Raw genomic sequence first — 16,504 nt, 5'->3', positions numbered from 1 at the left:
GCAGCAGATGAAAAATAATAAAAAAATAAGGAAGTTCTCAATTTTCTTAATGATTTGCCTATTCTTTGCACCAAATTTAATGTATTCTGCTCAGGCTGCAGACGTAAAATCTGGATCGGTAAGTATACCGATCACAACTGGATTAACTGGATCAGGGAATGCCGCAAAGACTTTTTACTTAGATCCGCCTAGTGGAGTAAACAGCGCTGCAATTAAAGCAGGAACTTTTAAATATTCAGGTAATAACAGCGTAATTGGGGCAATCACCGTAGAAAACGGAAAAATAAAGGTTACTCTTAAAGGTAATGAAAAGGTCGAAACGTTTAAAGTCACAGGTGCAAACGGTAATAATTCTACAAGTGTTTTTAGGACTACGCCGGGTAACTCTATTTGGCGATATGCAGATGGTCGAAGATGGCAGATTAATGATTATAATCAAGATCGTGGAACGAACACAACCAAAAACGTAAACGCTACAGATTATTCAACTCCATCTGGCGCACCGCCAAAAACAACTGTTACCACAAAATCTGATCCAGTTAGTCCGAGTCAAGCAACGTGGTTTAGGGACAGTGTAAATACTGTCCCTTACAGTAATATTATTCAGTCAAGCATTAAAATGATAGATATGGAGCTTGAAGGGGACAAAGGTAAAGTAGGTCAGAAAGATGGGAAATTCATTATTACTTACCAGGTCCCATCAGCGCAATACTTACCCGAAAATGTATCGGATGCATTTGATAAAGGTGAATGGGTAACGGGTCGACTATATTACATTACACTACCATATTATTTTACGGCTGAAGCGAAAATGACCTCATATAGCTATGCGGGAACTATCAATTTTGATTATGCTTTGCCTGACCAAGTTACTTTGAATGCTTCAGCTACATTAATTCAACCCAACCCGAATCCCACAAAAATGACTGGTGAAAAAGTAGCGGTGAAAATTAATGTTAAAGGCGAATTGCTCTCCTATACGGATGCCCAAAATATTTCTGAGTGGGTATTTTATGCAAGGGAAAAAGAAAAAACTGATTCGTCTATGAAGAAAGAATATTCAAAGGTACTTACTGCCAATAAGGATTTTGATTTTGAAATTCCGGAAACTAAATTAAATGGAAAAAATGATTATAAACAAGATTATGTTTTAAAAGTAGTTGTAAGATTCAAAAATCCAGTAATAACAAAAACAGGACCAATTTCATCTTTGGAAGTTGGGCTCGAAACTTCAGCTGGAGTATATAAGAAAGATCCTCCTAACGATCTTTTCCCTCCGCCACCAAACCCACCGGCTAAACCAGAAGGTAAACCACCTATCGCACGAATAAGTGCTCCTAAATATATTAAAGCGGGCGATGATATGTTAGTTAACGGGTCAGGATCTTCTGATCCAGACGGGTACATTACGGATTATGCTTGGGGTACACAAGGAGCGCAGGGGGGAATCGGTAATACATCGAGAGGATATGTATGGTATACGAGAGAGGACGTAGGGCAGACGTTTCCCATTGCGCTCACTGTAGTTGACAATGATGGCCAAATTGGTAGTACGAGTACAGAAGTCACAGTCATAGAACCTATTCCTTCTGCCATAATTGATATAACTGGTTCATTAAAACAAAATCGTAAAACAACACTCACAAACCGAAGTCAAAGCCCAACTCGATTCCCGTTGGTGCCTTCGAAAACACAAGTTACAATAAGTGCCGTTTCTGGTGGAACAAATGCTGATATTAAATATGACGGTACATTAGCAGAATTGGAAACGAAGGATGTTCTATTTAAAAGTCCGGGGACTTATAAAGCAACGATCTATGTGGAAAATACCATAGGGTATTCAGCAAGGAGTGAAATCACATTTGATATTGCACCGGATGAAGTACCATTTGCATATTTTTCGGTGCCAGGGAAAGTATACCGTGATCCTAGTAATGGAAATAAAGCAGTTATTTCTATAGATGACATGTCATTTTCTTCAGATAAGGATCTAATCAATCGTCGGATTTGGGAGTATCGCTACGATTCTAACAATAACGGAATTTTCACTGATGAATCTTGGGTTCTAATTAATGAAGAAAATAAAACTCGATTGAATTTAGAATTATACCACGTTGGTAAATATGAAATAAGAGTTACGGTGATCGAAGAGTTTGGTCAACCGACGATTGAGAGCTTTGTTGTTGAAGAGGACCGTAAACGGGTTAATTCAGGAACGACTCAGAATGTTATTGAGCGGATAGTAGATGTTGATAACCGAGCTCCAGAAGTTGACTGGCAGTAAAGAGAAGGAGGGTTAGAATGAGATTTACTAAGAAGTTATTAGGTATTATTTTATCTTTACTATTAACTATCAGTATAATACCGGAGCACCTTCTTTTAAACTTAGGGATAGGTACCATAGCTTCTGCAGGAGAAGGTGATGATATTATTTACTATAGAAATATCGTTATTGGTCCTAGATCAGACTCTTATGGGGACTTTCGTGGTTCCATTAGCTATAATATCCCTGACCTGACGTTGTATAATCTGCAGTATAACAAAACGACGATGAAATTCAGCTTTGATATCAAGCCCAATGGAACAACCTTCCAAGGGAATGTAGGAGTTCCTGTTTATGCGAGCACTTCTGCTGGTCGCTCAGTGGCTGCACGACTAACTATGAATTTTGATATTGTCGAAGATCCAAATGATTATTATGGCGCTTGGTACGGGATGAGAACAATAAAATGGTATAAATACTTAGGAAGTGTACCTGAAATCGGTTATGAATTTCATGGACAAGCTTTATTCAACTTAGGAGTTGATACTCCAGAAGAAGATGTTTACGCAAAACCGTACCGGCTTTTTGAGCCTAAGTTTTTAAACACTTATTTAATGTTCGACTCTTTAATTAACGCAGATAACTTTGAAAAATCTTTATTTAGTCAAACTAATTATATACCTTTGATTCCCAATCACGCCCCTAATCTGTCAGTATTAACAGCAAACAATCAATTGTTAATAAACCATACAGGACTTAGTGGGATGAATATTGAAGGATATGTGAATGATCCTGATAACGAGGATGTTACAGTTACTGCAGAAATTCCGAATGTTTTTTACAAAAAAACAGTTATACCTCAAGCACAAACCTCTAAGTATTTTTCTATACCTATTGATGTTATTGAGGATTCATTATCTCCAGGGAACTATACAATGAATATTACAGCCTCAGACCCTTCAGGTATGACGAAATCAGCAACTCTTAATTTATCAGTAAAGAATCGTCTGAGGAATAAAGCGTTTGTCTTGATAAATACACCTATAGAGTCAAGTACTAAATACTCAGATACGGAAGGAGACCCTATATACGATAGTAGATTTAGGTATGACCATGATCCATATTTTTATGATAATTCAATGGGGATAATTGGAGATTCTGGTTTATGGAGAACTTCTGTTTATAATTCTTTTCCTTATACTGGCGTGTACACAGCAACATTTCAATCTAGAGACAACCCAAAAAATGATGATCGTTTTGATATTTACCGGAAGTGGAGTCGGGATAATTTGTCTTCCATGACTTTTCATGTGCATCGTAAACCCATAGCTCTATTTAGTGCGAAACTGATGAACGGATATCTTCAGATTGATGATACTTCCTACGACCTAGACCACATTAATGCTTCTAATAAAGGTCTAGTAGATCGGCAATGGCAGTATAAGAAAACAGAAGCTACCGTATGGAATGAAGGCCAGCCACCTAATCCGCTGCCAAGTAATGATCAATATGATATCAGGCTAAGAGTAAGAGACATGGATGGTGAAAATGGATTAGGTGTATGGAGTGATTGGTGTCAGAGGACAATCGGAGCAGCTGGGAATTTACCTCCGGTAGCACTATTCACAGTTGAGCCTAATATTGTTTCCTATCGTAAGGCAACAACGATTATAGATAAATCCTTTGATCCGGATAATGATCCATTAGATGTTTATTATTGGACTGTAATCAAAGATGGTTGGAATAAAGTATGGGAACATTGGGGTGGGGCAACAACACCACCGAATATTGCAGCGTTTGGATTAGGAAATTATCAAATTAATCTACAAGTACATGATAATCGTGGTTTATGGTCGGAATGGTACAGTCAAAGTGTACAAGTTATGAATCACCCACCTGCAGCCGCTTTTAAAATGCCATCTGAAGTATATCGAGATACACTTATTACGATGCAAAATCTGACACCAGATCCGGATGAAGATGGAGATTCGCTGTCATATGCATGGTACGCCAGACTTAATAGCAGCCCTTATTATTATTCGGGTAGCAATCGTAATCAATCCATGACAATTGGTAGCATCATGGCAAGTAGTGGAGTTTCACCACAACAAGCAATCTCTGATGGATGGGAAATGCGACTTAATGTTACAGATATACCAGTAGTATCAAATATCACACCACTGACTTCGTATGCTACACGTATGTTCACTGTTAAAAACCATATACCAACAGCAGGAATTAATGGTCCAAGTAGTGTTTATCAGTATGATACTATAACATACTATGGCGTGGATTCAGATGAAGATCCATCAGATATTAGTAGCCTGCAGTATTACTGGAAAGTAACAGATAGTGATGGCGCAACTGAAATGTACCGAACTCCTAATATTAAGATTGATTTTCCGGAGTCAGGTATCTACACACTAGAGCATTGGGTTGTAGACCAGATCGGTGACAAGTCTAACATCGCTACCCTGAAGGTAAATGTAGATAAGAATCTAGCACCTACTTTAACTCTTACAACTCCTGCTGGGACCGCGACTAATCCGTCCGTAATTGATGCGGAAAAAGAAGGAGATCCACTCATTAAGTGGACGTATACAGATCCTGAAAATGATCCACAGGAGAAGTATAGACTGGAGTTTTATTCGAAGGATGATCTCTTAGTTAAGAGTGTTGAAAATCCGGATAGCACCGGACTACTGAGACAATATCAAATTCCAAACAATACATTTGAACGCTTCAAATATTTCACAGTTTATGGACGTGCCTATTCAAAATTGTCTTGGTCAGAAATCTCTAACGAAAAGACGTTTATCATTGATAATCCCCCTAAACCGGGATTTACATTAGTAACGGATACAGGTAGAGATGCGACAAAGGTGCCAATTTACCGGACAGACGTTCTGAACATTAAGAGTACCGCCTCTGATCCGGACGAACCAAAAGGAGATACAATAAGCCACAAGTATTTCTTAAAACCATCAAGTGGAACAGAAGCCCTAGCAAGCACTCAAAAGGACTTCACAAAGCAGTTTAGTAGTAATGGTGTATTTACCTTTAGACAGCTTGTAACGGATTCTCTGGGGCTGTACCGTGAAATATCCCATAGTATAACAGTTGTGAATAGAATTCCAACAGTTAATATTACGTATCCAACTAGTACGGACTCGTCAAAACCAACGATCGCAAGTACACTCACACCGATCATTAAATGGGATTATCAAGATGAGGACGGGGACCTGCAGCAACGTTATAAGGTGCGAATTATTAACTTGGCCACTGGTGCAGTTAAGGTCCAATCCGGTGAGCAAGTATCAAGTGCTAAGCAATGGCAGATTCCAGCTGGTTCACTGATCGAGAACGAGAAGTATGCTGTCGAGGTTGAAGTTTTTGATGGATATAATTGGAGTAACGTCTCTGCACGTAAATATTTTATGGTAAATCTATTAAGTATAAAAGGTGCAGTGAAGCACACCGAAGAGTGGAACAATAACCGCAAAGGCTACAACCTGAAACAGAGTGGTAACGAGGAAAGTCCGAGAAGTTATAACATCTTCTGGGCTGGAGAACGCTTTGTCTTGCAGGGGATAGCAACAGGTCTGCCAGATACTGTTGAGGTAACAATGACAGGTGGTTATACCACGCAACTCATTCCAACCAATAGCGATAAGACTCTTTGGACTGGAGAACTCTATGATAGCTCTTTTGAGAAACTCCCAGATGGACCGGTTACATTTACTTTTACTGCTAAGAATGAATACAACACAAAAGTTGATACAGTATCTGTTATTATTTCTGGTGAATGGACAGAGTATTTCAGGAGTCATCGGATCAAGTGATTTTGTTTGTAATATCCACTTATTGGAGCTGCTTAGTGCAGCTCCAATTTTAAAATAGAGGTTAGGTTTTCTTTCGTATACATAGAATTTGAGGAGAATAATGAATATGAGCATTATTTATAAAGAGATTTCACGATATCAAAAGTACCTAATTAAAATGAACAAGAAAGCAAAGTTTTGGTATATGGTGCAATTAGAGATTCGGATAACTCAAGATGTGAGTATAGTAGATGCCGTAACGATCCCTAGTGAGAAAGAATTGAGTATAGAAGAGATAGAGGGGAATTTAATGAGATATATTAAGTTAAATCCCAGACAAAAGTTTTTCGAAGAATATAGATTACATTCATTTTCTATTGTAGAAGCATATCAACTTTATGCAAGTTAAAGGAGATATTAGAAATAAAAGAAGAACGGTCTAGTTAGTACAATCGCTAGGCTGTTCTTTTTCTTATATTCTATAAAATTACAGTAACCCCTATAAATATATGTCTCTTAGTTAGAGAGAAAATAAAGTCATAGACTGAAATTGTTGATTTTATGGATTTTAAGTTTTGAAAATTGTCAGAAGGAAAGAAATAAGTATTAGACCGATCCAAAGCATAATTGCGTGAAAGAGTAAAAACTAATAAATAAAGTATTAGACTATTTGTACAGGGTACTGTAGCTTATACTGCAATAGCAGGCCCCCCCGCCTGTAGCGAACGTCCCGCCCGGCTTCATTTTAATTTACTCCTTTATATTGAGAATTTTGGGTATAGAAAAACCCACCAGGAGGTAGGTTTGGTCATTTTATTGTGTAATATCATAGTATATAGTAACTGTGAAATCAGGTTTAACAATTGAACCTGAATTTTTTAATTGTACAGATATGGAGACATCTCTATATTCAAAATTAGTTATTAATACTAGGTCTTTTTGAAGCAATGCAGTACCTATTTTAGTATCATAGTCATTACCATATAAATCATCATAGATTTCTTCTGTATAGTCACCTTTCCAAAGCTGGTCGTCAGCATAATAGTCAGTAGTGGGCTTAAACGTTTCATTCATATCGGAAACTATTTGATTATAAAGAGTATATTGATCACCTGGGTATTGATCACCTTCTGTAACATAAAACATATTCTCTAACTTTCCGCTGGAGTCATGCATGTACCACAGTTGAGCTGGTAACTCATCATTCCCGAGATAAACCCTATACATAAGCGTTTTTGCGCCATTCGTACCAGTTTGTGTTCCCAATAAGGTTTTATTTTCAGCTTTTTTAACATCTAATATATTTCTTCCCCACTCAATTTCTTTGTAAGGATCTTTGGTGTTATAGTAAAAGGGTCCTATGTATATCCTGCTAGCATTATTATCTAGAACGAAATTATTGTTACTTGCTGTGGTTATAAATTTCAGGGGAACAAATGTGTAACCATCAATTATTTTTGGTGCAATAGTTAATGCAGTCTTACTTCCATTTATATAACCTGTTTTGCTACCCAAAGTAAAAGAGAAAGAAGTATTGGTTTGCGGATTAGTTATCTTAGTTGTTTTAGTGTTTTTATCGTAGGTAGTTACTAAGGCAAGTGCTTTCAATAGTGGTCCAGTCTGTACAAGAAGCGTACCGTTTTCATAAACTGGATCTTTATCAAATACTACCCTCTTATCATTAACGAAAATTATTTTTCTACTTGAATCGGCTGACACAACAACATTAAATGAACAAAAAATCATTATTAAAGAAATCAAACCTAAAATCATTTTTTTCATGAAATCACTCTTTCCATATTTTCCATAATATTATCATGGTCTTTATTATGAGTCTATAGAATCAGTGGAATATATAGTTAGTGGTCTAAAAGTAGCTTATTTATGAAATGAGAAAATTTTTTTGAGTGTGTGCAAAATATCTTGCTCTATTATAGCGTACAACGCATCACATCTTCGGCAAATGAATATCTACAACCTCACTTACATCATGCTCCTTCTTAAGTGAATTACGGAGATAATTGACCTTAGTAGTACGATCGAGTGTATGCCCAAGAGTCTCCGCAATGTGGCTTATAGGTGCTCCTGCAGCATAAGCAGTTTGTGCAAAAAAATGACGTAAGTAATGGGGAGTGGCACGCTGATTAAGAGTTGTAGTAAGAGAAGCCGCGTCCATCTTTTTCGATAATGAAGATGACAAACTGCTTAATGAATAATGCTTACCATATCTGTTCGGATAAAAGGGAGTTTGATCTGTTGGATCAAGTTCGCTACTTAGTCCTAGTCGTTTTCGATACTCTATTAATTCTTCTAAAACGTAATCTTTAATGTTTGCATGTCTAATCTTTCCACGCTTAGTAAGTGTCCTAAGATAGTAGCGATCCCGCTTACTATCAAAAGACAAAGCTCCCCAGGATGGTACTCGGACCTCGTTTAAACGTAATCCGGTTGTCGCTAACAATAGTAGAAGAGACTTTATTTTCGGCTGATCATTGTAATACATTATTGCGTTCTTCAGAACCTCATCATCGAATTCACGCATTGGGATTTCTTCTTTATTGATTCTTACAGTAGTTAGGCCCCGAGATAACTTTTTACTTATGTACTCTTCCTCGTAACACCAATCCAAGAAACTCTGAACAATTCCTATTTTCTTTGCTCTAGTTGTAGTCTTTTCATATTTGCGTTCCATCAAATCCTGAAAGTTCTCAATATCGGAGCGGGATAAATCACGGATATCCATCTTTCCAATAGCAGCACTAAATGACATAAGGTTGAGGATTTCTCTAATATAATCCTTTTTAGTATTTTGATTGCGATTTGTACCTTTTAGATGAATAAAGAGATAAAGCATCCCGTAATTAGAAATTTTTTCATAGTCGTAGTTTCCCTTTTCATCTTCTCGCTGAGAGGCATAGGACATGAGTCTCGAATAGGAAGAATCATCCAGAAGTAGGTCGCGAGTAGAGGGAGAATCCATATTATTCAAATTATTACCATTAGAAGTTAAAATTAGATATTCGGTGCTTAAGCTATTCATTTATGTCTCACTCCAATAGTAAAGTTTAAAAAAATGAAACGAATATATTTTTCGATAACATTATTATATAAGAAATCTAGAATTAATCTACAATCGAAAATAATGGTCTATTCTTTTTGATTAACTAATAAAATCGAACATTATTAATTATATTAGTGAAATCTAAAAGTATATTTAATGAAAATGACGATAAACTATTTAATTAATATACTAATATAGTATTATATATATTAGATAAAGAATCGAAATAATTGAGAGGGGAACCTAAACTGCTAATCCTTATTTTATTGATTCAGGTGCTATTGATCTTAACTGCATTTAAAAAGTCATATAGAAACGTTGGAATCAGTTTTTCTGTTGGTTCTCTCATTTACGTAATGTTTTTAGTATTCGATCCACCTAGCACTGAGAAAGATCTCCATTTTGAAGGTGTGTTCTTTACAATCATCACCATACTCATTGTAATCCCAATTTATGTGATTGGATCTGTTTGGTGGATAAAGGCATATCTGCAGAGGAGAAAGTCTGTATTACATAAAGAGAATGGAGAGAATCTTAATGGATAGTAAAGGGTGTTTGGAACCTATGCCGCTCCTAGTTTCAGCAATAGAGTTATCATTGGGTGTTGTTTGCGATTTCAAACCGGAAAGTCTCAAAGTAATTGAAACTGAGATTAATAGAGTATATCCAATAGGAAATGAACCAATGTTATCAACGATAATTAGCTATGGTGTTTATCTTGGTGAAGTCTTTGTACGAAATGTACCTGGAGCATTCTGGGGGCCATATACAGGGGATGATTTATTAGATCTTGATATCCGGATCGATCGCAAAGAGCATTCTTTTGTAGGTTATCCGCTTAAGAGAGTTCTGGATTTTTGGTTTGACCGTTCCCTAGCCCTCTCAGTTTATTATCAGATGAATCTTGATATGTTGGATGGCGTTATTCAACCTGAAGCTAGCAGCGCCTAGAATAGTATTACTTTTCGAGAGTCAGCAAACAAGACGAGGTTTTTAGTAAGTAAAATGAAGGACTTTACCATCTATATTTAGAGAGGTGCTAAAAATGGAACGTGAGACTAGTACAATGCTCTATTTTCTATCTAACCTTCATCCATTCGGTTTTAAATTAACGGAATCATTTATTATCCAGACGATTTTAGAACGTGCGAAACGAGAAAGAAAAGACAAGAGTAATAAAGAAATCTATTCTCAAGGGCTTAACATCTTCAAAGATAAGAAGAACAAACGAGTTTCCGACCTGATCGAAGAGGCTTTACAAAAAGGGTATCTCACTATTATAGGATGGCAAGACGATCAACGTATATTCACCATGACTGAAGAGGGACTGTTAGAGCTTGCTGTATATTGGACAGATGGATTCTCAGAGCAATATAAATCATTCGCTATAGAGGTTAATAGACTATTTGAAAAAGCAAAATCTCCAGCCCCACCGATAATTACTATAATGAAGCTATACAAAAATAATTATACCTTAGATAAGGTTTATTCTAATTACATCCAAAAAGTTGATACTAGAGGTCATATATCTAGGGAATACCATTCACACTTGTTAAATGAATTTGCAGGCGCATCGGACGTCCCGAACAGCTATTATATGTTCCATTTAGCACCTAAACTATATGTACCTTGTGAGTTGCAAGGAAAGAAAGTAACGTTGGAAATACAAGGTATAGACACTCCTGAAAACCTTGTAATATCAAGCCCTTTTCCAAACAAATGTGCAGGTTTAAAAAAGGGTCGTAAGAAGAGTTCTTTTGGATTTTATCCGATTATTGCTAGTAAAGAAACATTTCCTGAAGAATTAGAAATTCTTTTGCGCTGGAGAATAGAAGAAGAGCTACTGTTAGATCATCAACTAAATATAAAGTTTGATTTTATGAATCATGAGGGCAATCTTTTCTCATCAGATCAACAATTTTCACGTAGTGCTAAGATGAACGAATTTTCTCTGGTGAGCTCTGCGATTAATAGTGATATATTTTCAAAAAACCGAACAACAGATCATGTAGTTAAAGATATTTTCAATCATTTTGAACTTCGTGAAAGTATTAGTCTATCGAATTTCCCCGTGGAGCTGCATTCACTTTCTTGGTCAGGGTCTCATTATGGAAAGTGGCATAAACAAAGAAATTTGTAACTAATTCAATATGAAATGGAAGTGTGCGGAGTGTATAGAAAGATATTTAGGAAACAGGGTAAACCGTTGAGATTTGGAGACCAAATCATCACCACTTCATCTTTTTTTGCTATTGTTAATCCTGTAAAAACCAATTTTAAGAATCGTGACAAATTTTTAAATAACTTCGCAAAGCAGGCATACATACACGGACTGAGTACCGTTAAAAAGCCAAGCCATATTGGTATGACGGACCTATCAGGAATCAAGGAGTTGACCTTTGGAATGATGGTGCATATCATCGCACTCGAAAAGGAGTAGTTGGAATTTCCGCATTATTTCTAGCAGATTCTGAAGAGACAATAGAACTGGCAAAAAAAGCAGTTCATGTGTTGATCGAGAATAACAATCTAGTACTGTTACTACCAGAGTATGCCGAAGAATTTGAAATGTACAAGATGATGTTCCCAGATGCAGTACTATTGAACGAAGAAGCTGGATTAATATAATGAACCCAATTCCAATAATATTAAAACGCTTAGGCAGAAATACAAATATTAACCCATCAGCTGTAACGTGAGATTGGCGTTTGAAGGTGTCCTAGATCGCCACTCTCTTCTTCAGATGGAATTTGTAAGTATAAGATATGCAATAAGAGAAGAGGAGTCGAATTAATGGGAGAATATTTAAATATCAATCAAGTGGCCGAAGAACTTAAAGTAACCTTGTCCACTGTATATAAATTAATTGATCATCCTGATCCATTAAAGAAGCTTGAACCGGTTAATCCAGAGTCTTATCGGGGTGAAGGAGGTTACCGTTTTCGCAAAGAAGATGTGGAGCGGATAAAACCTTTATATATAAGTAAAGATCTCACTACAACTCAAGCTGCTGCACGTATAGGTAGATCCAAAACTTTTCTTCAAAATCTGATGAGAAACGGTGAGCTGTCGTATTACGAAGCATATTTTCGAGGAAAGAATACATTCTTTATAAAGGAAGAGGATCTTCTAGAGTATGAACAGAGCAAACCCTCTAACGTAAAGTCTAATACCCTTTATGATAAAAAAACAGGTGCATTCTTGTTCCAGCCCTACTTAAACAAAGAAAACGGTAGGATCGCTCGAATTATGGAAATGGAGCGGATAAGTCCTATGAAAATAAAGGCTAAAATGATAGACGAAGGTGGAAAGGAAATCTCATATGAGGAAGCGATCGCTACATGGAAGCCGCTTATTCAATTAGAACGCAAAGAAACTAATAGCGCGTATGGGTATGCTTGTTTCAATTTCCCCATTCCTACTTTTTTAGATTCCATGATTTATACGATAATTGAGCAATTCTATCAGCATGTAGGGGCTGCTAATATGCGTATTTCAAAAGAAGAAGCTTCTCTAGTAGTGGAAGTGAAAAAATGTGTGTTGAAAGGTATTTCCCCTTTAACGTATCCAGACTTCATAGATAAGCTTAAATTGTATATTAGATCCGGAGAAATCATATCTGAAGGGGAAGATACGGTCATTAACACGTGCTTTTCACCGATAACGTTCTACCTTCAGGAAAGTCGGAAATCCTTGATATTAAAACAAGCGGCTGAAAAAGGCATGACAATCCAGGAATGGCTCGAAGATCATTTTAATAACTATGAAAGGGGAGAAGACGTGTGATACAAATAAGAGTTTCATACAACATATATCTGATCAGCTTGCTGGATGAACTTGTATCCGATTTACAAGTAAGCAATCCTGAGTATCGTATGGCAGGAGATATTGGTGATAATCCGATAGTTAATACACTAAGTCGTGAGGTTGGCCACAATCCTATGTATTATGCCTTACCCACGAAACGAGGGGTGACGTTTGATCTAACTAAGTTGAGGTCATTGAGACAAGAGTTAGTTCAAATGAAGGAAGAATCTATTCAAATTGCTTTAGAAGTTATTACTTTTGAATTAAGCAGGATTAAATTAGATATCTATATAAATTGTTCAATAAAAGATGATGAATTTGAGCTACAGTATAAAGATTTTTCCTGGAGCGGCTCTGCAGAAAGTATCATTGCTGCGACTCTAAAAGTTGATGAAACTTGTGATGCTTCTGATTTCTGGATTGGAATTACTAGAATTTCCTGAAGATGTTGACTTGATTTGATTTATTGAATAGGTCGAACGATATTAGCAGAAATACCACCAGCTGAATAAAGAAGAACTAATGTATAAGTAGAGGACTGATACTTTTTGATTTCTACAAATTAATTTAATTTCCGACAAAATACCACTATTCCATAATATAGAAGATTGTCGTATGATTTATCTGCATAGTATAACTATCTACTGAATTGAGAGGGATCAACAATTTTAAGTGGTTTTTAGAGAAGGAGTTAATATAAACGAGTGGTACATTGATTAAAAAGTGGTTTATTTCACATTGTTGGTTACTGTTGTACTGGTTATAACCTTAGTGTTTCCCTCTAGTGAGATCTTAGCAGAAAGTAACGATCGAATCGTTTGAGTCAGGCACATTTAATGGAGGTAATTACAAGCCGTCGTCAGATAGTAATCTCTTTTTTTATTTTCTGGCACGTAGCAGCGATGGCAGAGAAGACATGAGTATGACGACTTAGGATGATGGATCTGGAAGTAAGAGATTAAACCAATCAGTTTTACAACAGGATCTAAAGAAAACTTTTATTTGATTTGGGGAATACACGCAGGTGGGGCACTTTCCTTAGTATGATATTCGGGATAGATTCCAGTCGCTACTTTTGATGTACTATTAGTAATTGTCCCAGAACCCGGAAAAAAGTTCGTATTCGAATAGGTTTTCCTCAAATGATTCACTTTTTTTTCCGCAATAGTTTTGACAACGTGTGGAAGAGAGGATGCAGGGCGAGATTTTGAGAAAGTTGGAAATCAGCCGCAGTTATGTGTCGCGGATTGAGAAACGGGCGCTCATGAAGCTGTATCATGAGATTTATTATGCTATTAGTTTCCGACAATGTTTGATTAACTTAAAGATGTTTTGTCCCACAGTATTACAATGACAGAGACCACTTTTTTTGAAAATTTAGAATAAACTCTTTTGATAACAATTCATAATTTTATAATTTTGGAGCTGAGAGTACTGAAAAAAATCACATTGCTTATTTTCTTATTTGTTATTATCAGTGATTTTCCACAAAAAACCTATGCGAATGAATATTTTTATGACAAAAATGGTCGATTAGAATCAGTGAAATCATTTAATAATGCTGTCGATTTTTATTATGATTCAAATGGGAATTTAATGAGAAAAAAATCGAATGGCAATTTAATAAGAAATGGGAGTTTTGAAATATCTGACACGAGCAGTGCTACTGCGAATTACTGGAACACGTATTCCGGACCGGGTTTTCAACAACCAAAAGGTGAAATAGAAGTGATTACAGTGGCAAGTGGTAAACAGTCTCAAAAGATAATAACCAACGGTGTAGGAGGATTGTATCAGGATATACAGGTAAGTGAGGATACATCGTATGAGTTAAATGGCCAAATATACCTAAGTAATATGCTGAATGGAACGGTGATGCTGAGGGTTGATTATTATAATGTTTCAGGTAATTTAATTAGTGGAGAGACTCTCACAGAAATAGGTGTACAGAACGTATGGACAACCATTGGAGGAGCAATAAGAACGCCAAAGGAAACGATTATGGCAAGGATACATTTTCACTTGGCCTCTTCATCTGGAGGTACATTGTTGATAGATATGGTTTCAATGCAGAAGAGTACATACGGTAATTTGCTAGCAAACGGAGATTTTGAGTCATCTCAAATGAATGGCGTGGGGGATGGCTGGGGGAAATACGGGGCTTTTGGTGAATATCAACTCATATCCTCAAATGTGACTTCTGGAGCTCAGTCTCAAAAGCTTACGATGACTAACATAGGAGGGTTGTATCAGGATATAGCCGTGAGTGGGAATACTCTGTATGACTTGAATGGTCGAATAAATATAAGCAGCTTGTCGAATGGAAAGGTTCAACTGATCGTCAATTATTTTGATATATCTGGAAAAACGCTCGGTGGGGAGGATCTAGCGGAAGTAAGTGTGCTCAACACATGGACTACCACTGGTGGAACAATAGAGACGCCAGTAGGAGCTCGAATAGCACGAATTCATATTCAAGTGACCTCTTCATCTGGAGGCACAGTATTGGTAGATATGGTATCCATGAAAAAAAGTATCGACGGTAATATGGTGGCAAATGGGGATTTTGAAGCGTCCCAAATCGGTGGTGTTGCAGATGGATGGGGAAAATACGGAGCTTCAGGAGTATATCAACTTATAAGTTCGACAGTAACCTCGGGTAAACAATCCCAAAGACTTACGATGACTGGTTCTGGGGGCTTATATCAAGATATAGCTGTGAGTGGGAATACTTTGTATGACTTAAATGGCCGCATAAACATAAGTAGTCTGCAAAATGGCGCGGTACAGCTAATTGTTGATTATTTCGATCGTTCGGGAAAAGCAATCAGTGGAGTGACATTGTCAGAAATAAGTGCTTTAAACGTATGGACAACCGTGGGTGGCACTATTAATACCCCAATAGGAGCCGTGATAGCTAGAATTCATGTTCACATAGCATCCTCATCTGGAGGTACATTTGTAGTAGATATGGTTAATTTCAAGAAAAGTACAGATGGAAGTATGCTGGCAAACGGGGATTTTGAGGCTTCTCAAATCGGTGGTGTTGCAGATGGATGGGGGAAATATGGAGCCTATGGAGATTATCAATTGACAACCTCAACCGTAGCTTCTGGGACTCAAGCCCAAAAAATAGTAATGACCGGCGTAGGCGGAATATATCAAGAAGTAGCTGTAATTGCTGAATCATCGTATACTCTGAGCGGTCTGATTAATATAATCAACTTGCCAAGCGGAAAAGTAAAGTCCATCGTAAATTATTACGATGTATCCGGAAGGTTGATCAGCGGAGTGACATTGGCAGATGTAAAAGCTTTAAACATATGGACAACTGTGAGAGAAACATTAAAGCCGCCAGTGGGGGCTGTGACAGCGAGAGTTCATTTTCACATAGATTCTTCATCTGGAGCCACATTTGTAGTTGATAATGTTACCTTTAAAAAGAGTTGATAAGGGTTAGAGCAGTTATATTTGATAAATGTCAGGCAAAAAAGATGTCATCTAAATGGAACGTGTTGTAAGAGATTTGCGGATATATGAACTGAAAATTTA

The 16,504-nt window shown here is 36.9% G+C and carries 11 protein-coding genes and 1 pseudogene; 10 read left to right on the top strand and 2 right to left on the bottom strand.

From position 1 onward, the window contains the following. The first annotated feature begins 7 nt into the window (after positions 1-7). From NYE58_RS36290 to NYE58_RS36280, 3 genes are all read left to right on the top strand, one after another. A complete protein-coding gene (locus tag NYE58_RS36290) occupies positions 8-2,284 on the top strand; it encodes a PKD domain-containing protein (protein ID WP_341004354.1) in 2,277 nt (758 codons plus the stop codon). Positions 2,285-2,301: 17 nt separating this feature from the next. Next, positions 2,302-6,105 carry a hypothetical protein gene (locus NYE58_RS36285; RefSeq protein WP_341004353.1) on the top strand — a complete coding sequence of 1,268 codons (3,804 nt, stop codon included), beginning with the start codon at positions 2,302-2,304 and terminating at the stop codon, positions 6,103-6,105. Between the two features lie 106 nt (positions 6,106-6,211). Next, positions 6,212-6,493: a hypothetical protein gene (locus tag NYE58_RS36280; protein ID WP_341004352.1), complete on the top strand. Its 282-nt coding sequence runs from the start codon at positions 6,212-6,214 to the stop codon at positions 6,491-6,493. Between the two features lie 404 nt (positions 6,494-6,897). On the opposite strand, the gene NYE58_RS36275 is transcribed toward NYE58_RS36280, so the two are convergent. Both NYE58_RS36275 and NYE58_RS36270 read right to left on the bottom strand, forming a co-directional pair. Further along, the gene (locus tag NYE58_RS36275) at positions 6,898-7,866 is read right to left on the bottom strand and encodes a copper amine oxidase N-terminal domain-containing protein (protein WP_341004351.1); all 969 of its coding nucleotides are present in this window, start codon (positions 7,864-7,866) and stop codon (positions 6,898-6,900) included. 166 nt (positions 7,867-8,032) lie between these two features. Continuing rightward, positions 8,033-9,124, bottom strand: a complete 1,092-nt coding sequence (locus NYE58_RS36270) for a tyrosine-type recombinase/integrase (protein WP_341004350.1) — start codon at positions 9,122-9,124, stop codon at positions 8,033-8,035. 558 nt (positions 9,125-9,682) lie between these two features. Between NYE58_RS36270 and NYE58_RS36265 the strand changes: the two genes are divergently transcribed. The 7 genes and pseudogenes from NYE58_RS36265 to NYE58_RS36235 all read left to right on the top strand — a co-directional run bounded on the left by NYE58_RS36265 (position 9,683) and on the right by NYE58_RS36235 (position 16,402). Then, on the top strand, positions 9,683-10,096 hold the full coding sequence (locus NYE58_RS36265; protein ID WP_076179548.1) for a hypothetical protein: 414 nt from the start codon (positions 9,683-9,685) through the stop codon (positions 10,094-10,096). A 94-nt stretch (positions 10,097-10,190) separates the two neighbouring features. Further along, positions 10,191-11,285, top strand: a complete 1,095-nt coding sequence (locus NYE58_RS36260; protein WP_076179547.1) for a hypothetical protein — start codon at positions 10,191-10,193, stop codon at positions 11,283-11,285. Positions 11,286-11,351: 66 nt separating this feature from the next. Continuing rightward, positions 11,352-11,585 carry a hypothetical protein gene (locus NYE58_RS36255; protein ID WP_341004349.1) on the top strand — a complete coding sequence of 78 codons (234 nt, stop codon included), beginning with the start codon at positions 11,352-11,354 and terminating at the stop codon, positions 11,583-11,585. 353 nt (positions 11,586-11,938) lie between these two features. Beyond that, positions 11,939-12,931, top strand: a complete 993-nt coding sequence (locus tag NYE58_RS36250; RefSeq protein ID WP_076179545.1) for a helix-turn-helix domain-containing protein — start codon at positions 11,939-11,941, stop codon at positions 12,929-12,931. Further along, positions 12,928-13,395 (top strand): hypothetical protein, encoded by a 468-nt coding sequence (locus tag NYE58_RS36245; RefSeq protein ID WP_076179544.1) that lies wholly within the window; start codon positions 12,928-12,930, stop codon positions 13,393-13,395. The genes NYE58_RS36250 and NYE58_RS36245 overlap by 4 nt, the downstream gene beginning before the upstream one ends. Positions 13,396-14,135: 740 nt before the next feature. Beyond that, a pseudogene (locus NYE58_RS36240) lies at positions 14,136-14,306 on the top strand (sigma factor-like helix-turn-helix DNA-binding protein); the annotation flags it as partial. Between the two features lie 65 nt (positions 14,307-14,371). Beyond that, complete coding sequence (locus tag NYE58_RS36235; RefSeq protein ID WP_340901330.1) at positions 14,372-16,402, top strand: hypothetical protein; 2,031 nt, start codon at positions 14,372-14,374, stop codon at positions 16,400-16,402. Positions 16,403-16,504: the final 102 nt, after the last annotated feature.

It is taken from the genome of Paenibacillus sp. FSL L8-0708, from assembly GCF_038009325.1.
GTDB classification, from domain to species: Bacteria; Bacillota; Bacilli; order Paenibacillales; family Paenibacillaceae; genus Paenibacillus_AQ; species Paenibacillus_AQ odorifer.
The sequence above is the reverse complement of the archived record's forward strand: the minus strand, read 5'-3'. Positions and strand labels throughout refer to the sequence as shown.

Coding starts and splice junctions, on each gene's coding strand:
- NYE58_RS36280 (WP_341004352.1), top strand. CDS start 6,212: ATGAGCATTATTTATAAAGAGATTTCACGATATCAAAAGTACCTAATT.
- NYE58_RS36265 (WP_076179548.1), top strand. CDS start 9,683: ATGGATAGTAAAGGGTGTTTGGAACCTATGCCGCTCCTAGTTTCAGCA.
- NYE58_RS36260 (WP_076179547.1), top strand. CDS start 10,191: ATGGAACGTGAGACTAGTACAATGCTCTATTTTCTATCTAACCTTCAT.
- NYE58_RS36290 (WP_341004354.1), top strand. CDS start 8: ATGAAAAATAATAAAAAAATAAGGAAGTTCTCAATTTTCTTAATGATT.
- NYE58_RS36285 (WP_341004353.1), top strand. CDS start 2,302: ATGAGATTTACTAAGAAGTTATTAGGTATTATTTTATCTTTACTATTA.
- NYE58_RS36270 (WP_341004350.1), bottom strand. CDS start 9,124: ATGAATAGCTTAAGCACCGAATATCTAATTTTAACTTCTAATGGTAAT.
- NYE58_RS36250 (WP_076179545.1), top strand. CDS start 11,939: ATGGGAGAATATTTAAATATCAATCAAGTGGCCGAAGAACTTAAAGTA.
- NYE58_RS36275 (WP_341004351.1), bottom strand. CDS start 7,866: ATGAAAAAAATGATTTTAGGTTTGATTTCTTTAATAATGATTTTTTGT.